Genomic DNA, 20667 nt, shown 5'->3' on the forward strand with positions numbered 1-20667 from the left:
TTCAATATATTAACAAATACTTATTTAAAAGGAACATCAACAATATTAAAATTCAGATTACTTGATTTCACCCAACGGGTTAATGTATATGTTTAAGAGTCACAAATTACTAAATGATTATTCCAAAATTGCCTGCCGACAAAAAGTTACTGACTGTCAGGAATCCCGAAGATAGATTTCGCCTTAAAAGTCCTACCTACGTTATCAGAATGATAGCCTATTATCATTTTGATAGGTTAGAAGAGAAGGAGCAGAATATACACAGCCGGAACAGACTTCAGCAAATTGCTTCGACAGATTGACAGCTTAGATGACCGAATGAGCTTAAGAACTAACTACGAGATATTAGTTACACTGCTACTGCAATGGCTTCAATCTCCACCAGATAGCCATGATGAAGCTCGGGAACGGGTACTATGGCTCTTGCAGGTTTAACATCGCCCAGCATCTCAGCATATATTTTATTAAACTCCGGCCAGTATTCTACACCAACAATATACACAGTCACTTTCAGAATTTGTGATGTGTTACTACCAGCTTCCTTTACAATTTCCAGCAGATTGTTAATGGCCTGTCTGGCCTGCACTTCAAATGGCTCAGAAAATGTGTGCGTTCCATCAGCCCTCACAGGCAGCTGACCGGAGATAAATACCAGATTTTGAAATGCAGTTGCCTGTACATAATGTCCTCCCGCCGGAGCCGCATTTTTGGTATTGATGATCTTTATTTTTTCCTGCATTCTGTGTTAATAAAAATATTACCTATTCCAAAACTTCTGCATCAAATCGAACCCTTCAGAACCCAAACCAGGATGCAACGTGTTGGTGCCCATCTATCTTAACAGATTTCCTAATGACCTCGAATTCTATCTTTACATAGCCTCGTCTGTCGAAATAATCGGTCCTTCTTTTACTGGCATTCCCTGGTCTTTTCCCATGTAGAGTGTTTGGGAAGGTAACATAAAGCGCGTACCGCAATCCTTCACCACCTCCATCATTTGTAACAAAAGCTCTTCCTGTATTTCCAGAAAAATATTCATCTCGCCTGTATCAACATAGGCAAATATGTCGATTTTCACACCATTCAGACCAATTTCTGTAAAGCGCACTCTTGCAGGATCCGGATTGACACGTGGATGAGTCAGCAGTACCCTGCGCAAATCCTGAATGACCTGCCGGATCTGATCCGGGCTGGTTTCCGGGCGCAGGAAAAAAGTCGGATGAAACCAGAACCTTTCGCGGTAAGCGTAGTTTTCAATTTTGAGCGACGACAGTTCGCCATTGGGTATCGTAATGATTGTTCTGTCAAGCGTACGCACTTGCGTAGCGCGCATTCCGATTCTTTCAACCGTTCCAAGAATTTCACCAATCTTACAAAAATCGCCAACTCTTACCGGCTGATCGGCAATAAGCGTAACACTTCCCACAAAGTTCTCAACAGTTTTCTGCGTACCCAAAGCAAGCGCAATACCACCTATTCCGAGTGCTGCAATCCCCGTAGTTACATCGAAACCAAGCGTATCCAAAATCACAATAACTCCTATAATAGCCAGTGCAATTTTGAGTGCCCTTCTAAAAAAGAGAATGGCAGAAACGGCAGACTGGTTACGATTTCGGGTCATCCTCTGCTCAGTCAGAATACCGGTGACGTCGATAAGTTGCCATATCAGCAAAATCACTGCTATGATACCCACTAAAAGTGTGAGATTGCTGAAACTCTGACGTACTACTAGAGAAACCCCTGCTTCTCTGCTAAAAAAGGTAAAGAGCGTCATGGCTGCATACAGCTGAGCAGGTATTGAAAATGCCCTGATAACCCGCGGATAAGGATCTCCCTCTGCCTTCCTGATAACTTTGGGTATCAGGTACATCAAAAGTCTTGCAATGCCAAAAGCAACCAGATAGGATGTAATCAGCAATAAGACAATCGCGATCCAATGCGCTGCCGGAACACCGCCCCATTTGGTTACCTGTAAAAATGCCGGTGAAATGTTGTTGATCAAAGTCCCGGATTCCAGATCTTCTATATCCAGCGGTATTTGTTCTATGGTCTGATCAGAAAACAGCCATATAGGATTTCCTTCCTTATCTGTATAGCGCTGCAGGATCAGATCGAAAGATGCGTGATTGATGGTTACAGCACCAATTCTGTCCAGCTCAGGACCAAGATTGTCGTCCGTTTTACCATCCGGATCATTACTGATCCATGAATATGGATAAATACGACCGTTCATTTCCAGCACAGCTTGTAAGGCTTTAGCCTGCCTCACAGTTTGTCGCTTCGTTATTCCCGCACCACGATGAAGGTAAAGTGCAGCTTTTTGATAATTACTTTGATAGCTTGCTTTGATGAACCCGTCGATAGATCCCCTTGGAGAACGTCGTCCCAAAGAATCCGGCGGGTATACCGTGCGTTGTGTTTTGGTTGTATCACCGGAAATCAGCGGAATCTGAGCTGCAGATGGAAACTGAGCCAGCAATAATATCAGGCATCCAAACAGAAGACGTGTAGCAGTGAAGTTTTTCTTTTTTTTATTCAGCATTATAAAGGTGTAATTGATATTCTCTTCCCGTAAAATTTATGCCAGGTGCATCCCCAGGGAATAGAAACAATAGTCAAAGGTAGGCAGGAATAAATAATGAAGCACATCAAATTCAATCCCGAATTACGAGTTCACTGATAGTCAGCCGATTGACAGTCCACCTGATTTTAAGAAAAATCTCAGGTATGCTTTTAATATTCTACATGAGAAGATAATGATTATTTTCGCCATATAGCCAGTCAATAACACAAAACGCCCATGATCCGGACATTACAAATCTCCAATATTTTAGCCTTTTTGGTAACCCTTGTAATGAATTACCTATCCAACACAGGTGTGTTCAACAACAGTACGATGGCTACCGTTTCAGCCAGGTACCAGAACCTTTTCACACCTGCAGGATATGCTTTTTCCATTTGGGGTGTGATATATCTGGCACTTGCAGGTTTTATTATTTACCAGGCAAAAGGCCTTTTTGGCAATGCTAAGCCACATGCAGTTGTAACGAAAATAGGATGGCTGTTCGTTTTATCCTGTATTGCAAACTGTTTTTGGATTATCTGCTGGCTGTATGACTACACGGGGCTTTCTGTATTGGTGATGGTATCGCTACTGGCGAGTTTGTATGCCATTGTTTTAAAAACCCGAATGGAACTGGATCTGATTCCGCTGAAAAGGGTCGCCTTTGAATGGTGGCCATTTGCCATGTATCTGGGCTGGATTTGCGTGGCGCTTATTGCTAACACAGCCGCCTACCTCACCAGAATTCAGTGGAGCGGATTTGGCTTATCCGACAAAACCTGGACTCTGATCATGATTCTGGCAGCGGTGGTTATTGATATCCTTTTGATATGGTTCAGGAATCTTAGGGAATCCGCAGCGATCGGCGCATGGGGAATTGCAGCTGTTGCTGTCGCCAATCATCATAAAGTGCAGGACATTTTTTACGCGGCAGCGGCAGCAACACTTTTGTTATTGCTAAATGCAGGGGTACACGCCTATCTGAATAGGGGAAAGTTTTTTAGTTTGCCTAAGCGGGTTGGGAAGTAGCCCGCATGTTCCCCCCTAAAAAATCATCTGCAAAACAGATTACCGATCCAACTTGACCCCAAAGGAAATATACCCGATTCTATCTCTTTTACCTTCAATAAATCCTGCACCCGGCTTATCTCCTTTTCCGGACCATGTGGATGACTTCAGGCTAATGTAGTCGGGATAATACACCATGAACACACTAATCCATTTGTAACCCATTTCACCAAGGTAACTGACTCCCAAAGTTTGCTTGTCACTGCGAACGTTATAATTATTAGCTGCGACAACCGGTGAAATGGTTAGATATAACATTTTTTAACGATCAGACACCAGCACGATTACCTAATTTCGGATCTGCAATTAATGAAACTGGTCATGAAAAAAATCGTGTGTTACGCTATTATCATTCTGATACTATCATTTATATCTCTGGATATTTTTCTTGCATTGATGTATTTAAAGGTGGGCGACAGACTTTATTCTCAAACCGGATTTACCCTGTTTACTACGCATCATGGGATTATTTATCTTCTCTGCATTTCGCTATTAGTCTTCTATTTCAGATATGAGAGATACCGGTTATGCTTTTGGTCGGGATGCTTGGCGGCATTAACAAACCTGACGCACACAATTATACTCCATAAAGCCTTTACAAAACCGGGTTTCGAAAACTGGTACTACATTTCATTTACAGCACTTCAGGTAGGCTTGTTACTATTTACAGCATCGATTATTACGTCAGCAAGCCGGGAACGCAAGTGGCTGAAAGTATTTGGAATCACACTCCTTATTCTCCAAACGACACACGTCGTAATTATTATCGTATATTTTTGCTGCGCAGATTACCAACTTCAATCTACACTTTCACAAGTTTCTTTTTGGCTTGGTTTGGCTGCAAATGCTTCCTTTGGGTTGCTTATTCCAAATTTCACAGATGAGGTCAGCAAACTGAAATCTGCTCATCACTTTACCTTATTCCACAAAATATCAATTGGTTTTCTGGCATTCCTGGTAACATATTTTTCCGTTTACCCTGGTCTTCAACTCTACAGGCAGTGTATTACACCCTCAATATCCAGAATACCAACAGCCAAAGAAACTGCTGTAGCCAGCCGCTTTGAAGCACATATTTTCACCAATAGCAAAGGCGACACTTTGCTATACCGACTATTTTTACCGTTCGATTATAATCCTGAGACCAAATATCCACTGGCGCTATGCCTTCATCACGGAGGAGCGCATGGAAATGACAATGTTGTACAGGTTGAAAGCTCTTTTGCTCCATTCCTTTCAGGCTACAACATGCGTAGAAACCACCCCTCTTTCCTGCTTGTACCACAATGCCCCGTGGCAAAGTCCTGGTGGAGTCCGGATATTGATTTGTCAATTACCGAACTCATGCAATCACTTGAAAAGCAATACCGTATTGACCCTAAACGACGCTACGTGCTGGGTCTTTCCGGCGGAGGATATGGCTCATGGCATTTTATCGGAAATCATCCGGACCTTTTCGCAGCTGCCATTCCCGTTTGTGGAAAAGGGGACGAAAGGCTGGTCAAAAATATGAATGACGTTGAAATATGGGCTTTTCATGGCAGTGAAGATCAACTCGTGAATGTGAATGAATCCCGAAAAATGGTAAGCGCGCTTAAAAAAAATGGTCACAATGTTCGATATACAGAATTCGCAGGGCTGGGGCATAACATAGATGATCAGGTGCGCGGTACACCAGGTCTTTGGGATTGGCTGTTTGCTCAAAGGAGAAAATAGCCTTGGCATGAGAGTAATGATAAAAGGAAAATTCCAATGAATACATCTAAACATGAAAAGCCAACCGCTCATCGCTACCTTCGTCATCGACTCGTCGGCTCAGGAATACTTCAATAGTCTGCGTAAGCAACATTTTCCTCCAGAGCGTAATTACATCGATGCACATCTGACTCTTTTCCATGCATTGCCCAATGAGCCGTGGATCAAAGCGGATCTGAAAGAATTGGCAAGCATGCAGTATTCCTTTCAGGCAAAATCAGAAACAATTGTATCACTTGGGTTCGGAACTGCTTTTAAAATTGTGTCCCCTGAACTGAGCAGGATACATGGAAAACTTCAGCAATCCTGGTACGATCACTTGACCAATCAGGATAAACAAAAACGGAATTTCCATATAACCATTCAAAACAAAGTGGAACCTGCCGTCGCTAAAGAATTGCAGCAAATTTTAATGGTTAATTTCAAACCCTTTGACCTGCACATTTCCGGAATTCAATTGTGGAGGTATCTGGGTGGGCCCTGGGAGTTTGTGACACAGTACGATTTTATTCAAAAAGAACCAGTATATCAAAATCCTTAAAAGTACGTCTGATACTTTTACTCTACGCTTTTTTACCGTAAAGCAGCAATCTTTTAAATGCATAAATTGCAGGAAATCTTCCGAATTCATCTTTGATTCTGCTTTTGTATTCGGTCACAAAAGGTTCTTGCTGCTCTTTTGACAAGCGCTCCAGATACGGGATCAACGCTGAACCGGAGATAAAATCAAAAAGCGTTTTTTCGCTATCCGCTATAATAGGATATACCTTCTGAACGATTTGAATATCCTGAAGTCCGGCTTCAAACATGATCTGCGCGTAGTCGTCAATACTGAGCATTGGTGTTTCCCTTTTCCAATGGTCCAGATAGCTCGCATAAGGTTCTTCTTTTGCCAGTTCCAGGAGGATTTTGTTCAATTTATTCTCATTCTGTACCGGCATCTGCACCGCAAACTGACCGCCCTCATTTAAAAGTGATATGAGTTTAGGAAACAGATGGGCATGATCGTCCGACCACTGCAAAGCAGCATTACTGAAAATAAGATCCCATTTTTCCTCTGTATGCGATGCTATAAAATCCTCCACAGTTGAGATTCTGAACAACAGGTTTTTCTGACTCCATTCACCACTCCCCTGAAGCATTTCTGCCGATGCATCAATGCCGGTGAAGCTTGCCTGTTCAAATTTATCTGCAAGAATAGAAGTCTGTTCGCCAGTTCCACATCCAATATCTATCGCCTTCTTTAAGCCGCCTTCACTGATCAACGACATCAGATCAAAAAATGGCTGATAACGAACATTCTTAAATTGATTATATATTTCAGGATTCCACGGCATAAGTATCTACTTTTTTATTGCATCTAATTGATTCAACAGTTCCGTCGGCGCGTATCCAAATTGCTTTTTGAAGGCAAATGAAAAATGTGACAGATTTTCAAAGCCGGTTTCATAACAAACGTCGATTGGCTTCATTCTCTTTTCAACAAATTGATAATGTGCCAACTCCAGTCGTTTTTGTGTAAGCCATCTTTGAGGTGTAAGATTGAACGCCTTACTAAAATCACGCTTGAATGTAGTGAGACTTCTGCCCGTGAGATAGCCAAATTTTTCCAACGGCAGATTAAACATAAAATGTTTCTCCATATAGCCCACCAGATCAATTCTGCCCGGCTCTTCGTAATTAGTCAGCACCTGGTCAATATCCTTGTCAATTGTCCTGAGAATAGTTACTGCTTCGGTGAGCTTCAAAGTCGCAATATTTGGTGGAAGATGCTCCAAATCGAAATACGGAATCAGAGATGCCAGACAACTTTCAAGTAACGGGTGATTGCTAAACGAATATATTTTGGTCGAAGAAACTGGTTTGGGTTTCACCTGAAGGTCAGCGTAAAACGCCTGGAGCATGTCTTTCGACAAATGCATCACAACGGTTTTGTGTGGTTGTCCATCTTTGGGATAATTTACGATGGTTGCCAGCTGGTTTCTGGGAATCAGGAAAATATCTCCTTTACCAAAAATGTAGGTAGCGTCGGCCTGCACAATCTTCGTCTCACCGGAGATAAACCAGATCAGCATGTGGTGCTCAAACATGATATCAGACTTAAAAAACTTATCATCATAAGATGAAAGCTTAATGTCTTCGGTGATATATTTCGCCTGATATTCCATTATTTTTTCATGGGTAAACATTAGTCGTCATGACGAAGATAGGGACATATTCCCCATCTCCGTATTTTTCATGGAGCTTTCCGGTCACAATGTGAAGGATACGCCCGTAACTTTTTCTGTCCAATCCCATAGACGTTCAGCACTTTCACCATCCACCGAATAAGCTTTCACACCTTTGGATGTACCCTTTTCTACCGATAATTCCGCCACTTCAACATCTTCACAATACACACCTCCTATCTGATCCAATAAAGGACTCGTGGCACACCAAACAGTAGTCGCAGCACCCTGAGGAATAGTTTTCAGCGAGGCGGCAACTTCTGGCAGCAGGTTCCCACGCTCATCCACAAGACCCATTTTTTGAAAGGTTTCCAGTGAAGCTTCCCGCCCTAATTCAGTACCTCCGATTGATCCGGGGTGTAAAGAATAGGCTCTCACACCATAGTATTTCGCCCTATTGTCCAATGCAAGCGCAAACAAATTACTGGCTGTTTTGGATTGACCGTAGGCCTGCAATGTTTCGTATGGCCTGTGAGCAAAATTGGGATCCTCGAAGTCAAAATCACCGAATTGATGCCCCTGGGAAGATACATTGATAACCCTGGCTCCTCCGGCCCGTTTCAGTGCAGGCCATAATTTAGCAGTCAGCTGAAATTGAGCTACATAGTTAGTAGCCAGTTGAGATTCGATACCACGGGTATCATATCGTAGTGGCACCCACATAATACCGGCATTGTTGATCAGCAGATGGAGCGGCCTGCCTGAAGCCAGAAAGTAATCAACAAAATCATCAATGGAAGCGGGCTGCATCAAGTCCATTTCGGCAAGTTCTACGTTGCCAATACCTGACAGATTTCTTGCTGCTTTGCGCATATCACGTGCAGGCACGATCACGGTTGCGCCCGCACCGGCCAGTGTCTTCACCGTTTCCAAACCAATACCTGTACTCCCACCTGTCACTACTGCAATCTTTCCTGTAAGATCAATATTTTTAATTACGTCAGCTGCCATCGATGCAGCGCTAAATCCCGAATTTACAGGCTTTTGCAAAGCTCCCATATCATTGTTTTGTCTCATGTTTTCTAAAAGTTTTAGTGATTCAATGAGACAAATGTACCAGCCCTCTGAGATAGCAATTTTGTTTAAACGTCCGAATCAGCTTTGTTCAAAAGACCATACAATTATCGAATGGAATGGAGGATTTCGTACAAAAAAAATCTGACATAAACTGCTGTGTGGCAGTTCATGTCAGAATCCGGTATTCTGATAACAATCAAGATTAGCCCATTACCAACTCACCCAATGCCTCTTTGGTGAAACCTTTCAGTTCGTCAGTACGGTGCTCGTGGATTTTCTTCACCCACGAAGGGTCAGATAAAAGCGGGCGACCTACTGCTACCAGGTCAAAATCGCCACGATCCATACGGCGCATCAACTCATCCAGCGAACTAGGCTGAGAACTCTCACCAGCAAATGCAGCAAGGAATTCGCCGGTAAGTCCTACCGACCCCACTGTGATAGTAGGTTTTCCTGTCAATTTTTTCGCCCATCCGGCAAAGTTCAGATCCGACTCTTCAAACTCCGCTTCCCAGAATCTTCTTTGTGAGCAATGGAAAATGTCGACACCAGCCTCAGCCAGTGGATTCAGCCAAGCCTCCATTTCCTGAGGTGTTTTTGCAAGTTTATTATCGTAGGCGGTTGGCTTAAACTGAGATAATCGGAGAATGATAGCAAAATCTTCACCTGTTTGTCTGCGAACCTCTTTAATCACCTCCACACCGAAACGGGTACGTTCTGCCAACGTTTTACCACCATATTGGTCAGTGCGATCGTTGGTCTGATCCCAGAAAAACTGATCAATCAGATAACCATGTGCTCCATGAAGCTCCAAAGTATCAAAACCTAATCTTTTTGCGTCGGCTGCTGCACGCCCGAAAGCCTGAATCGTATCTGCAATGTCGGAGTCGGTCATGGCCTGCCCATTTTTTACACCAGGCTTTCCATAACCCGACGGTCCTTCAAACGGACCGGCAGGAAGCCAACCAGAATAATGATTGTCCATCACGCCCATGTGCCATATCTGCGGTCCCATCGCACCACCTGCAGCATGTACGCCGTCAATCACGTTTTTCCAACCAGCAAGGGATTTTTCACCATGAAAACGTGGAATATTTTCGTCATTAGAAGAAGCCACACGGTCAATCACGGTTCCTTCTGAAAGGATCAGTCCTACTTCACCTTCAGCTCTCCGCTGGTAATAAGCTGCGACCTGGTCAGTAGGCACGCCTTTGGGTGAGAATGATCTTGTCATGGGAGCCATGACGATACGGTTTTTCAGGTTCAGCGATTTCAGATTGAAAGGCTTGAACAAATTATCGGTATTCATAAATAGTGACTTATTGGTTAATTATAATTCTTGTTGAATGAGTTGGCTGAGCGCAGCAAATGCTTCCTCGTTGCGTTGGTAGTAGGTCCACTGCCCAACCCTGGTTGCTTTCACAAGTCCTGCCCGCTGAAGCACAGCCAGATATTCTGACACAGTTGACTGCGTCAAACCTGCCTTCTGCTGAATCTGCCCTACACATACACCATGTTCAAATCCATATTTTTCCTGACCGGGAAAGCTGCCTTGCGGATCTTTCAACCAAAGCAGGATATTGAGTCTGGTAGTATTGGCAAGCGCCTTAAAAATTTCGAGTTGTTCCATATCGGGATATCGGTTATTTCCGATATCCCAATTAACGCCGTTCGTTGCGATTGCGTTCAGTGCTTCGGAAAAATTTTAAGAAAAATCAGGATTCGTACCCAAAGAACCAGGTGTAGAGAAAGGAAATAATACGCTATGCGGCCTCTTAAAGCGCATCAAGAAAATTCAGATAGGGCTGAACACTTTTTTCAATCCATTCTGTTGAAGAGTTAAATTCTATACCGTAGTAGGCAAAAAACGGACGGTAGTCTGCCTTTACATACTCAAAACTCAGCTCGAAGGGACGCGTGAGTTCATTCAGGGTATATTTATACTTCTCATCACGGGACAACTCGTGCTCATCCACGCCGAGAGAAATAGCAAGAGCCATTTTCTTACCGGCAAGCTTATAGCCGCTTTTGCTACCATACGCCCATCCATGTGTCAGCACTTCATCGAGCCACTTCTTGAACAAAGCCGGACAATTGAACCAATAGTAGGGAAACTGAAAGACAATCTTGTCAAATTGTTCAATCAACCGCTGCTCATACAAAACATCTATTCGCTCATCAGGGTATGCTTCATGAAGCTGATGAACAACATACTTGTCGGGATATTTACTAATTTCTTCTATCCACCTTCTATTGACCGACGAATTCCGGATGTCGGGGTGAATGACAATCACTAATGTTTTCATGTTATGATTTTATATTTGTTGTTTGCAAACATAAAACCCATAACTTCAAATTCGTGTGTTAGCTACCAGATGTTAGGTACTATAAAAAATGTAAGTATGTCAAAAATAAAGGAAACATCGACGAATTCGGCCAACAGAAAAGCGTTGGGCGATGAATGTCCGGAAGCATATGCTACAAACATTGTCGGAGGCCAATGGGTGTTGGTTATTTGTTCGTGGCTAATGAACGGAAAGCTCCGGTTCAGTGAACTTAAAAAAGTACTTCCCAATATCACCGAAAGAATGCTTACGCTGCAACTTCGCAAACTGGAGCAAAGCCAGATCATCAAAAGGACGGTGTATCCCGAAGTGCCGCCGAAGGTGGAATATGAGCTGACAGAAATAGGCTACGATCTGAAACCGATTATTGCCCAGCTTGAACAATGGGGAGATAAACATAAGGCGCTGGTAAACAACACATCACATCCCGATCACGCGGTTCAGATTTAATAATATGCTTTTTGCAAAACAAAAAGGCGGCTAAAAAAACAGTTATCCAAACCGTTTTTTTAGCCGCCTTTCTTACACTGAATCAGGCATTTAGACCACCATCAATCGTAATCCAGGAACCGGTAATATACTTACTTTCTTCACTTGCCAGAAATGAAACAAGACCGGCAATATCCTCACCTGTACCATACTGCGGAATAGCCATTCTGCCACGGAGAAAATCGGCAAGCTGACTATCAGCCGGATTCATATCAGTGTCAACAGGGCCAGGCTGAACCAGGGTAACGGCAATGCCTTTTGGACCAAGGTCCCTGGCCAACCCGCGGGTCAAGCCTTGCAGGGCCGATTTACTCATGGTATACAGCGTTCCCTGCGGTCCCATAGAATTATCTGCCATGTTACTTCCAATGGTGATAATCCGCCCGCCCGCTTTCAAATGCTTTACGGATTCAAGTGCGGCTATATAAATGGCTTTCACGTTTACATCCATAATCTGATCATAATCTTCAATGCTGTGTCCGGCAAATTCTCCGCCGATATAGATACCGGCGTTATTAACCAGAATATCCAATCCTCCAAAAGTCTCAACGGTATGGTTTACTGCCTTTATCACGTCTGTGGCCACAGCATTGTCTGCAGCGATTGCTAATGCTGTTCCACCCGAGGCATTAATTTCAGATTCCAAGGCCAATGCCTTCCCTGCAGAACGTGCATACGTGAAGGCGACCTTTGCTCCTTCGGCAACCAGTCGTCGCACAATAGCCTCGCCTATTCCCCTGCTTCCTCCGGTAACCAGTGCAATTTTACTTTCTAACTTTTTCATAAAATCATTTTCTTTTTAATTGTGCTGCAAACCTACAGCAGTTGCTTTATATTTGTAAGCATACAGCAAATTGTTAGGTACCAACAAAAAAGTAAGAAATGAGAAAATACACTTCCACGAATGCTTTGAATGAAAAAATGATCATCGACAGTTGTGGTATGGCCTACACACTTGGCGTATTGGGTGGACGCTGGAAACCAGCAATACTATGCAGACTCATGCACGGCACTATGCGCTACGGCGAGCTAAAAAAATCAATAGAAGGTATATCTGAAAGAATGCTGGTAGCTCAGCTCCGCGAATTAGAGAGTGACGGTATTATTGAACGAAAGGTATATCCCGAGGTACCGCCACGTGTTGAATATGAAATGACCCAACTGGGACTAACGATGAAATCAGTGTTAGCTACGATGTCCGATTGGGGTAATATGCACAGGAGTTTAGTACAATTACACACTACCGAAACGGCTGAGTAAAATTATTACCAGGCCTTTTCATGGTAATGTGTAGAATCTGCGTAGGTAGATTACTGCTCAAAATTATTCGGTGCGGCACATTTTTGCCAATATTCCATGATGCGTTTCATCGTATCCCTAATCTCAGAATAGGTACTGGGTTTGACAAAGAATCCCTGGGCTGAGGTACTATATGCATCAACAACCAGCTGATGATTCAGCGCAGTGGTCAGATAAAGATAAGGAATGCACTTCAGGTTAAGATCTGCGTTATTTTTCAACTTCCTTCTGAGTTCAAGGCCATCCAGCTTGGGTAAGTTGATGTCCGAAAGGATCAGAAATGGCAATGGAATCTGACCGTTCAGATAATCCAGAGCTGCCGCACCATCAGGAAAGTAGACGCGTTCGTTGGAATAGTCAAGTTCGTTGAATACCTGCTCCAGCAGCAACTGGTCATCCTGATCGTCCTCGATGATAATAATTGCCCCATTCTTGTTCATGGCCTACTTATATTGATGTAATTATGATTATACAAAATTCAAGCCAACAGGTTGGCGGGAATTATCAGGTAAGCCAGAACTTAAACCAGGCACAATCCATAACCGCCAGAAAGTACGCTATTTCATTTGTCTTTCTGATCACTCAGCAGATTACGGATTTCCTGCTCTGTTCCTTTCACAAAATGCTTGCTGCCGTCTTTTAAAATAAGCAAGGTAAAGCGCATGTCCGCATCGGGAATCATTTCTAGAATCTCTTCATCCGCGACAGCAAGCTTTGTAGCCCCATCTTCTTTTACTTCAAGCTCAATTTTCTCCATTTACCAGATCAGTTAACGGATTCTCCATTATCCGGAAACCGACGTACAATACGGCTTTTTATCTCCGCTGCACGTGACTCCGTTGCCAAATCATCACTTTCCGGATGATAGCTTCCGGCAGTTTCATGTACATTGAGTGCGCCATAGCCATCCAGAACGCTCACTACATGTTCAGCATCATCGTCACTGGTGGTATGCACTGTTACAATGGTGCGGTTATGACTGGCCCTGTGATAGGTCGTTACCTGATAATCGTCTTCACCAAACAGTTTTCTGAAAAATGATCTGATTCCCTCCAGTACATCAGGCTCATGCGCCTCTTCGGGATCTCCTTCCGGTTGCTCCTTGTATACTGCTGTTTTTAAAGTAATTTCTGATTGTAAATAACCCTTCTCTAAAAGATATCTCTCTGCCTGACGTGCACTTTCGATCTCATCAAAAATTGCAACTACTGTATTGGCCATGGTTTTGTATGATTAAGAGTGTTATAAGAGTGTTAATGGTGATGATTTCTGTTGTTGCCGCAGATAATGCGAAAACTTAAGAATTAAAATACAATTTCTGTGCCTGTAAATAATTGTCCGGCATCCGTCCAATTTCCCGCATACCCCATTTTCTTCTGGCATGATATTGATACAGCAAGCAATTCAAAACACATTATAACCAACAACAAATACTAAGAACATTATGGCAACTACAGGAAATGCAACCAGTGTAATCAATGAACTAATCGAAATAAACAACGACCGCGTAGCCGGTTTTGAGAAAGCAATTGCAGATATCAACAGCGAAAATATCGATCTGAAAGAATTGTTTCAGGGATATGCTGAACAAAGCCGGAAGTATGGTCAGGAACTTTCCGCCATCGTAGGATCTGTTGAAGAAGTGGAAACAGGAACCAGTGTCAGCGGAACTTTACACCGTGTCTGGATTGATGTTAAATCCATCTTCGGAGGTAGTGACAGAGCGGGTATTTTGTCTGAAGCAGAACGCGGCGAAGATGCTATTAAAAAAGCTTATCAGAATGCGCTGACAGACGAAAATCTTCCGTTCGATGCATCTGAGACCATCCGCAGTCAGGCAATTGGAATCAATTCGGCACATGATCAGATCAAAGCACTCCGCGATGCGGCAAAGGTTTGATTTTAGTACAATTAGTTTACAAAAAGCTGCTCTCAACAGGGCAGCTTTTTGTATTTAAGAACATCACAACTTCCTCTGTACCAGATTCTTTTTTATTCTACTGAGTGTCTCCGGCGCAATACCAAGATAGGATGCAATCAGGTTCTGAGGCACACGCTGTATCATTTCGGGATTCGACTCTGCGAGCTTCACATATTTCTCTTCCGCAGTATGTGTGATGGAACTCATCAAACGCCGTTCCTTGGTGACAATACTGTTCTGATACAGAATGCGGAAATAACGGTCCATAACAGGAACAGCCAGGGTCAGGGCTTCGTAATCAGCACGGGAAATCAGCAGAAGTTCCGAATCTTCAATTGCATCAATATTAAATACAGCGGGTTCTCCAGTCAGAAAACTGTTAAAATCTGATAACCACCACCCTTCCCAGCCAAACACACTCATGTGCTCATCACCTTTCTCATCTACATTGTAAGTGCGAATAAGTCCTTTCGCTATAAAAGTCAGGTTTTTACACACATCACCTTCCTGCAAAAGATATTGTCGCTTCCTTAGTTTTTTTGGGACGAAAAATGATGTAATCATTTCCCTGTCGTTGTCGGTCAGTGAGACCTTTGCTTCAATATGGCTGAAAAGCACTTCAATCATAACTCCATTGTATTGCGAAATACAAAGATAGATTTTTCCGCCCGATGGGGACAATAATGAACCAGACCTTACCACTTGACACAGATCAAGTGCCTTAGTTGACACAGGTCAATCCGTAACCTTAATGACCAGGGTACCTTTGTGAAGCAATGAAGAGAGGGCGTCGAACCTCATTAACACTACAGTTTGATTAGTCCTCTTCGATCCGTTTTCTATTTTAACAAAACAAAAAACAGTATGACAAATATTGCGCTGGTAGTGGGAGCTACCGGAATAACAGGAAGTAATCTTGCCGAAAAACTGATTGACAAAGGATGGACAACTTATGGTTTGTCCCGTAATCCGGGCAATGGGATTCATGGACTTCGATCCATTTCGGCAGACCTTTTAAATCCCGAGGATCTGGCCGAGAAACTGGAAGCAATTTCCCCAACTCACGTTTTTTTCACAACCTGGATGCGTAATGATACAGAGGCCGAAAACATACGTATCAACAGTACCCTTGTACGCAATCTGCTTGATTGTCTTTCTTCCAAACAGTCTATTCAACATGTTGCACTGGTAACAGGATTAAAACATTATCTGGGACCTTTTGAGGCATACGCCAAAGCGGGTACATTGCCCGAAACACCTGTCCGTGAAGAACATCCCAGACTGAAACTGGAAAATTTCTACTATGCGCAGGAAGATGAAGTGTATGCCGCAGCAAAGCGGGACGGATTTACCTGGAGCATTCACAGGCCTCATACAGTGATCGGGAAAGCAGTTGGCAACCTGATGAATATGGGTACAACTCTGGCCACCTATGCAACAATATGCAAAGAAACCGGCAGACCTTTTCATTTCCCGGGATCCGCTGAGCAATGGAACGGGATATCAGACGTCACAGATGCGGGGATACTGGCAGAACAGATGATCTGGGCAGCTACCACGCAAGCTGCTCAAAATGAAGCTTTCAATATAGCCAATGGAGATGTGTTCCGGTGGAAATGGCTATGGCACCAAATTGCGGACTGGTTCGACGTGGAGGCGTCAGATTTTGATGGAGTCATGCGCCCATTGGAGAAAGAAATGGCAAATGACGCTGATTCTTGGAATACCATAGCGGTTAAATATAACCTCAGGGAAAAAGAAATGAACCGCCTGGCTTCTGCATGGCATACCGATCTGGATCTTGGACGTCCTCTGGAAGTGATGACAGACATGGCCAAAAGTCGTAAGTTGGGATTCACGGGTTATCAGGACACAAGGGACTCTTTCTTTAATTTGTTTCAACAGCTGAGGGATGAAAATCTGATTCCATAGAGAGATGAGCTGCCTCAAAAGGGCAGCTTTTTTCTTTAAACCATCTAAAAAATGACAGCCTGCCGGCACTTTGAAATACAATATTGTTAAGTTTGTTATCTTACGAACGACGAAGAATAATCATATTAATAACTTATGACTTCCAGCAATTTACTTGGATACGCACAGCGGCTAAACGCATTAGCAGAAAACGGCCTGGCTTTCACTCAGAATGAGTATGATAAGGAACGATATGTTGAAATACGGGCGATAAGTCAGGAGATTCTTGCCACCTTATGCGATGTACCTCTCGAAAAAATGATAGAATTAATCCCTTCTGACATGGGCTATCAGACACCCAAAGTGGATATCAGAGCAGTGGTTCTCAACACCGAAGCACAGCTGCTCATGGTTCAGGAAAAGGTAGATCATAACAAATGGACACTACCAGGCGGATGGGGCGACGTAGGTTATACACCTTTCGAAGTTGCACAAAAGGAGGTTTTTGAAGAAACAGGCTTGCAGGTGAAACCCACAAGATTGCTGGCTGTTTTCGATAAAAAGATGCATCCACATCCTCCACAGCCATGGTACGTTTATAAATTTTTTATTCTTTGTGAGGTAACAGGTGGAGAGCTGCTCGCCGATACCATAGAAACGGGTGATGCCTCCTGGATCAGAACCAACGAACTTTCTGCTTTACCTCTCTCAACCAATCGCGTAACGTTGTCGCAATTGCAAACGGTTATTGAAATCGCCCTCAACCCCGGCTTGCCTGCATTGTGTGATTGAAAGGACCTAAAAGTCAATCAAAATCTGTATCCCAAGTGTACAGTAGGAAAAACAAGCCATGAGCCAAAATCATAAGGGCCATGGCTAAACTGTAAAGTGGGAGAATCGGGCGTGTAGATCAGTGCCACCCAGGGAACCAGGTAGAGGCCCCTGTATTCCTTTTCCTTCTTACCAAACATAAATCTATAGCCCGTCCTTAAACCCAGATTGATCCCACTGTGCTCTTTCGCCTCTTCTGTCTGATCGAATCTGACTTTATCATTTCCATAATCAGACTGCAGTCCAACAAAAAGTCCTTTGCTTTTCCTGAAAATATAATCTGCCTTTATTCCGAATCCTCCGTTACGAATGGTATACCTGTCGTCGGATGTAAAAAAATCTGGCTGCGTTATTGCAAATGTTCCTGCATTAAAGCGAAAATGTCCCGTCTGGTATCCGGCATGAAAGGAATATCCTTTAAAAATGTAGGCAATGGGGTCGACTTCTACCTCAAAATGTCCCTGACCAACTGCCAGTGGAATACCTGAAAACATCATCAGCACTACAAACAATACACGCATAATCAGCTCATTGGTGAGAACATCAAATGTAGGCGCGCAAGCTGTAAAATCGCCATATCTTGTTTTAAGGTATTGTTACCATCACACAACTGGACCAGTAAGTTATGTAAAATCTGCACCACCATAGCAGTCCAAATCGATCCTACTTTTGTCTTGCAATAACGCAGAAACCTAAATACTTCAATCATGGAAATCACAGCAATTGAATCTCAGCACGATCAAAAACAGTTTAGTTCAAAAGACTTTCACCAGACATTTGCCCGACCACAGTTTCAGAAACCAGCTTACCTGATCCATAAAAATGTGGAAAATGCAGGTGAACATAATCAGTTCTCAACTGAGCGGAAACACCCGGTTTTCTTTGTGGATCTTCCCAGCAAAAATGTGAGTATGACCATCGGCGGACTGCTCCCCGGTCAGTTGACAAACAGACACCGTCATACGTATGAAACGGTATTGTACGTGTTGGAAGGAAAAGGTTACACAGAAATAGAAGATGAAAAAATTGAATGGGAAAAGGGCGACGCGGTATATATTCCTTCCTGGGCCTGGCACAGACATCAAAATTTAAGCAATACTGAATCTGCCAAATACATAGCATGTGAAAATGCTCCGCAACTTCAGAATCTGGGTGTGGCGCTGCGGGAAGAAGAAGGCCGGGACCTGTAAGTATAGCATCTACTCTGAGTCCTCCGGTCGGAGGACTTACTCACTTTTAAATTTCATAAACAATGAATCATGTTCCTTTGAAAGGGATCATTGCGTATCCTATTACCCCATTCGATCAAAACGAACAGGTGGACCTCGTGCTGTTTAAAAAGCTTACAGAACGCCTCGTTCTTTCCGGTTCACACGCAATCGCTCCTCTGGGCAGCACAGGTGTATTACCTTACCTAAATGACGCAGAAAAACAAGCCATCACCGAAGCTTGCATTCAGCAAGTGGCAGATCGTATTCCCACTTTGGTAGGTGTATCAAATCTGACCACAGAAAGAACCATTTACCATGCAAAATTCGCTGAAAAAGCCGGAGCTACCGCTGTAATGATCATACCAATGAGTTACTGGAAGCTTACCGACAATGAGATTGTCAGACATTATGATGCAGTAGCGTCGAAAATCTCCATACCGATTATGGCCTATAATAATCCTGCTACAGGTGGAGTAGATATGTCTCCGACCTTGTTGAAGAGACTGTTGGAAATTCCGAACGTTACGATGATCAAGGAGAGCACCGGAGATGTGCAGCGTATGCACCTGCTGAAAAGAGAATTGGGCGAGGATGTGGCATTCTATAACGGCTCCAATCCCCTGGCGCTCGCTGCTTTTGCTGCAGGGGCAAACGGATGGTGTACAGCCGCTCCGAATCTGATCCCTGAGTTGAATCTGAGTTTGTACGAGGCAGTACAAAACAACGATTTCGGATCGGCGCAAAATCTCTTTCTGCAACAGCTGGACTTGCTGCGGTTTATCGTCAACAAGGGTTTGCCCCGAGCTATTCAGGCAGGACTGAACATTCTCGGAGAAGAAGGAGGACATTTGCGAGCACCTTTACAACCGCTTGCAAATCAGGAAATATCCGAACTGAATCGCATTCTGAGAGAACAGGAATTGGTTTCCTAAGCGGAGTAATATATAACTAAAGCTGTCTCACTGAGCATAGGACTGTGAGGCAGTTTTAGTACATTATATGAAAGAGAAGATTTCAAAAATAGTAGTTTAACCAATCGCTGAATGCTCTTCGCAGTCAAGTTGAATTTTGTGATTTTCCAGTATGGTTTCCAGTAATTTGCAGTAATGTCTGCTACGATGATGTTCATAGTGATTACAAGTATAACACATCCTCTGAACGCCAATAATTTTCATACGATGTAGCTCATGTATCATGCTGACAAGACCATCATACATCGCTTCTTTTTGCCTTTCCGGTAAATTACTGACGAGCATTTGAAATGGATGCACAAAATCGGAAGCCTCCATTGCCATTTGCCTGCCTTTCTCAGTAAGAGTTATGGTATAGCTTCTCACATCCAAATGACTTTCTGCCTTTTCAATCAGGGATTTTTCAAAAAGTGATCTTACACTGTCACTTATGGTGGCTTTGGTCAAATCAAACTCCCGAGCCAGAGTGCTCACACTGCATTTCCGGTGTGGATGAGAAATCAGAAAAACCAGAATTTGGATCTGTATAGGACTGAGGGAAGACGTCTTTGTCTCATTGCGAAGCAGAACCTGGAAAGCATGTGCAACACGTGCGAGTGCAACGATGATACTTTTATCCCTGTCAGCCATTTTATGAAATGTTAGCAGTAAAAAAAAGCCGGCGAAAATTCCGCCGGCCATATAATTCTCAACCCTTAACATCTGCCAATGAAGCGCCAAAATTAATATGAAGTACGTTGCCATTTGGTGTTACCAAAGCAGGTACAGATTTGATGCCGGCTGTTTCCGCTTCTCCAATACGACTGCGGTCTTCTCCGATATTCACAACCTCAACCTGATCTGCACCAATCAGATTAATAATTTCTTCTTCTGCGCTTACACACACAGGGCAACCTGCGTGGTAAAAAATTGACTTGCTCATTGTTTTCTGTTTTTAACTGCTGTGGCGTCATTGCCGGTTCAAACTTAGTGAGGACTCCTAACGATATCAGCTGGACTATTTTGATTTGAAAATACTGGACTATCTTCACATCTGCCTGTAGCTGTACCTTTCCACA

Annotated in this window: 28 protein-coding genes; 11 read left to right on the forward strand and 17 right to left on the reverse strand. The window is 43.3% G+C overall.

Annotation, left to right across the window (positions count from 1 at the left end):
• Positions 1–113 precede the first annotated feature (113 nt).
• A complete protein-coding gene (locus DSL64_RS29060; protein ID WP_115834113.1) occupies positions 114–302 on the forward strand; it encodes a hypothetical protein in 189 nt (62 codons plus the stop codon).
• 47 nt (positions 303–349) lie between these two features.
• On the opposite strand, the gene DSL64_RS27160 is transcribed toward DSL64_RS29060, so the two are convergent.
• Both DSL64_RS27160 and DSL64_RS27165 read right to left on the reverse strand, forming a co-directional pair.
• Positions 350–739: a RidA family protein gene (locus tag DSL64_RS27160; RefSeq protein ID WP_115834114.1), complete on the reverse strand. Its 390-nt coding sequence runs from the start codon at positions 737–739 to the stop codon at positions 350–352.
• 132 nt (positions 740–871) lie between these two features.
• A complete protein-coding gene (locus tag DSL64_RS27165; protein ID WP_115834115.1) occupies positions 872–2542 on the reverse strand; it encodes a mechanosensitive ion channel family protein in 1671 nt (556 codons plus the stop codon).
• 258 nt (positions 2543–2800) lie between these two features.
• On the opposite strand from DSL64_RS27165, the gene DSL64_RS27170 reads away from it, so the two are divergent.
• On the forward strand, positions 2801–3592 hold the full coding sequence (locus DSL64_RS27170; protein ID WP_115834116.1) for a TspO/MBR family protein: 792 nt from the start codon (positions 2801–2803) through the stop codon (positions 3590–3592).
• A 39-nt stretch (positions 3593–3631) separates the two neighbouring features.
• Here DSL64_RS27170 and DSL64_RS27175 read toward each other — a convergent pair whose 3' ends face one another.
• Positions 3632–3889: a hypothetical protein gene (locus tag DSL64_RS27175; RefSeq protein WP_115834117.1), complete on the reverse strand. Its 258-nt coding sequence runs from the start codon at positions 3887–3889 to the stop codon at positions 3632–3634.
• 63 nt (positions 3890–3952) lie between these two features.
• Here DSL64_RS27175 and DSL64_RS27180 point away from each other — a divergent pair, with 63 nt between their 5' ends.
• The gene (locus tag DSL64_RS27180; RefSeq protein WP_158547988.1) at positions 3953–5347 is read left to right on the forward strand and encodes a carboxylesterase family protein; all 1395 of its coding nucleotides are present in this window, start codon (positions 3953–3955) and stop codon (positions 5345–5347) included.
• Positions 5348–5399: 52 nt separating this feature from the next.
• Positions 5400–5927 carry a 2'-5' RNA ligase family protein gene (locus DSL64_RS27185; RefSeq protein WP_115834119.1) on the forward strand — a complete coding sequence of 176 codons (528 nt, stop codon included), beginning with the start codon at positions 5400–5402 and terminating at the stop codon, positions 5925–5927.
• Between the two features lie 22 nt (positions 5928–5949).
• On the opposite strand, the gene DSL64_RS27190 is transcribed toward DSL64_RS27185, so the two are convergent.
• The 6 genes from DSL64_RS27190 to DSL64_RS27215 form a co-directional block, all read right to left on the reverse strand.
• Positions 5950–6723 carry a methyltransferase domain-containing protein gene (locus tag DSL64_RS27190; protein ID WP_115834120.1) on the reverse strand — a complete coding sequence of 258 codons (774 nt, stop codon included), beginning with the start codon at positions 6721–6723 and terminating at the stop codon, positions 5950–5952.
• A gap of 6 nt (positions 6724–6729) precedes the next feature.
• On the reverse strand, positions 6730–7554 hold the full coding sequence (locus DSL64_RS27195; protein ID WP_115834121.1) for a helix-turn-helix domain-containing protein: 825 nt from the start codon (positions 7552–7554) through the stop codon (positions 6730–6732).
• A gap of 84 nt (positions 7555–7638) precedes the next feature.
• A complete protein-coding gene (locus tag DSL64_RS27200; protein ID WP_115834122.1) occupies positions 7639–8631 on the reverse strand; it encodes an SDR family NAD(P)-dependent oxidoreductase in 993 nt (330 codons plus the stop codon).
• Positions 8632–8833: 202 nt separating this feature from the next.
• Complete coding sequence (locus DSL64_RS27205; RefSeq protein ID WP_115834123.1) at positions 8834–9940, reverse strand: NADH:flavin oxidoreductase; 1107 nt, start codon at positions 9938–9940, stop codon at positions 8834–8836.
• Positions 9941–9961: 21 nt separating this feature from the next.
• On the reverse strand, positions 9962–10261 hold the full coding sequence (locus tag DSL64_RS27210) for an ArsR/SmtB family transcription factor (RefSeq protein WP_115834124.1): 300 nt from the start codon (positions 10259–10261) through the stop codon (positions 9962–9964).
• 145 nt (positions 10262–10406) lie between these two features.
• Positions 10407–10937 carry an NAD(P)H-dependent oxidoreductase gene (locus tag DSL64_RS27215; protein WP_115834125.1) on the reverse strand — a complete coding sequence of 177 codons (531 nt, stop codon included), beginning with the start codon at positions 10935–10937 and terminating at the stop codon, positions 10407–10409.
• A gap of 96 nt (positions 10938–11033) precedes the next feature.
• Between DSL64_RS27215 and DSL64_RS27220 the strand changes: the two genes are divergently transcribed.
• The gene (locus tag DSL64_RS27220; RefSeq protein ID WP_115834155.1) at positions 11034–11426 is read left to right on the forward strand and encodes a winged helix-turn-helix transcriptional regulator; all 393 of its coding nucleotides are present in this window, start codon (positions 11034–11036) and stop codon (positions 11424–11426) included.
• Positions 11427–11508: 82 nt separating this feature from the next.
• Here DSL64_RS27220 and DSL64_RS27225 read toward each other — a convergent pair whose 3' ends face one another.
• Positions 11509–12249, reverse strand: coding sequence for an SDR family NAD(P)-dependent oxidoreductase (locus tag DSL64_RS27225; RefSeq protein ID WP_115834126.1), 741 nt, complete (start codon positions 12247–12249; stop codon positions 11509–11511).
• Between the two features lie 98 nt (positions 12250–12347).
• Here DSL64_RS27225 and DSL64_RS27230 point away from each other — a divergent pair, with 98 nt between their 5' ends.
• Positions 12348–12725, forward strand: coding sequence for a winged helix-turn-helix transcriptional regulator (locus DSL64_RS27230; RefSeq protein WP_115834127.1), 378 nt, complete (start codon positions 12348–12350; stop codon positions 12723–12725).
• A gap of 50 nt (positions 12726–12775) precedes the next feature.
• Here the strand turns inward: DSL64_RS27230 and DSL64_RS27235 are convergent, their stop codons facing one another.
• The 3 genes from DSL64_RS27235 to DSL64_RS27245 form a co-directional block, all read right to left on the reverse strand.
• Complete coding sequence (locus DSL64_RS27235) at positions 12776–13204, reverse strand: response regulator (RefSeq protein WP_115834128.1); 429 nt, start codon at positions 13202–13204, stop codon at positions 12776–12778.
• A gap of 122 nt (positions 13205–13326) precedes the next feature.
• Positions 13327–13521 (reverse strand): hypothetical protein, encoded by a 195-nt coding sequence (locus DSL64_RS27240; RefSeq protein WP_115834129.1) that lies wholly within the window; start codon positions 13519–13521, stop codon positions 13327–13329.
• Between the two features lie 8 nt (positions 13522–13529).
• Positions 13530–13985: a hypothetical protein gene (locus tag DSL64_RS27245; RefSeq protein ID WP_115834130.1), complete on the reverse strand. Its 456-nt coding sequence runs from the start codon at positions 13983–13985 to the stop codon at positions 13530–13532.
• A gap of 223 nt (positions 13986–14208) precedes the next feature.
• On the opposite strand from DSL64_RS27245, the gene DSL64_RS27250 reads away from it, so the two are divergent.
• Positions 14209–14664: a ferritin-like domain-containing protein gene (locus DSL64_RS27250; RefSeq protein ID WP_115834131.1), complete on the forward strand. Its 456-nt coding sequence runs from the start codon at positions 14209–14211 to the stop codon at positions 14662–14664.
• A gap of 63 nt (positions 14665–14727) precedes the next feature.
• Here DSL64_RS27250 and DSL64_RS27255 read toward each other — a convergent pair whose 3' ends face one another.
• Positions 14728–15312 (reverse strand): Crp/Fnr family transcriptional regulator, encoded by a 585-nt coding sequence (locus DSL64_RS27255; RefSeq protein ID WP_115834132.1) that lies wholly within the window; start codon positions 15310–15312, stop codon positions 14728–14730.
• Between the two features lie 237 nt (positions 15313–15549).
• Here DSL64_RS27255 and DSL64_RS27260 point away from each other — a divergent pair, with 237 nt between their 5' ends.
• Together DSL64_RS27260 and DSL64_RS27265 are read left to right on the forward strand one after the other, a co-directional pair.
• Complete coding sequence (locus tag DSL64_RS27260; protein ID WP_115834133.1) at positions 15550–16617, forward strand: SDR family oxidoreductase; 1068 nt, start codon at positions 15550–15552, stop codon at positions 16615–16617.
• A 135-nt stretch (positions 16618–16752) separates the two neighbouring features.
• Entirely contained in the window at positions 16753–17388 is a 636-nt protein-coding gene (locus tag DSL64_RS27265; RefSeq protein ID WP_115834134.1) for an NUDIX hydrolase, read from the forward strand.
• A gap of 17 nt (positions 17389–17405) precedes the next feature.
• On the opposite strand, the gene DSL64_RS27270 is transcribed toward DSL64_RS27265, so the two are convergent.
• Positions 17406–17948 (reverse strand): hypothetical protein, encoded by a 543-nt coding sequence (locus DSL64_RS27270; protein WP_115834135.1) that lies wholly within the window; start codon positions 17946–17948, stop codon positions 17406–17408.
• A 186-nt stretch (positions 17949–18134) separates the two neighbouring features.
• Here DSL64_RS27270 and DSL64_RS27280 point away from each other — a divergent pair, with 186 nt between their 5' ends.
• Both DSL64_RS27280 and DSL64_RS27285 read left to right on the forward strand, forming a co-directional pair.
• On the forward strand, positions 18135–18617 hold the full coding sequence (locus DSL64_RS27280) for a cupin domain-containing protein (RefSeq protein WP_115834137.1): 483 nt from the start codon (positions 18135–18137) through the stop codon (positions 18615–18617).
• A gap of 62 nt (positions 18618–18679) precedes the next feature.
• Entirely contained in the window at positions 18680–19570 is an 891-nt protein-coding gene (locus DSL64_RS27285) for a dihydrodipicolinate synthase family protein (protein ID WP_115834138.1), read from the forward strand.
• Between the two features lie 96 nt (positions 19571–19666).
• Here the strand turns inward: DSL64_RS27285 and DSL64_RS27290 are convergent, their stop codons facing one another.
• Both DSL64_RS27290 and DSL64_RS27295 read right to left on the reverse strand, forming a co-directional pair.
• The gene (locus DSL64_RS27290) at positions 19667–20239 is read right to left on the reverse strand and encodes a MarR family winged helix-turn-helix transcriptional regulator (protein ID WP_158547989.1); all 573 of its coding nucleotides are present in this window, start codon (positions 20237–20239) and stop codon (positions 19667–19669) included.
• Between the two features lie 58 nt (positions 20240–20297).
• Positions 20298–20531, reverse strand: a complete 234-nt coding sequence (locus tag DSL64_RS27295; protein ID WP_115834140.1) for a thioredoxin family protein — start codon at positions 20529–20531, stop codon at positions 20298–20300.
• Between the last annotated feature and the right edge of the window lie 136 nt (positions 20532–20667).

The sequence above is a fragment of the Dyadobacter luteus genome, from assembly GCF_003383615.1.
GTDB lineage: Bacteria > Bacteroidota > Bacteroidia > Cytophagales > Spirosomataceae > Dyadobacter > Dyadobacter luteus.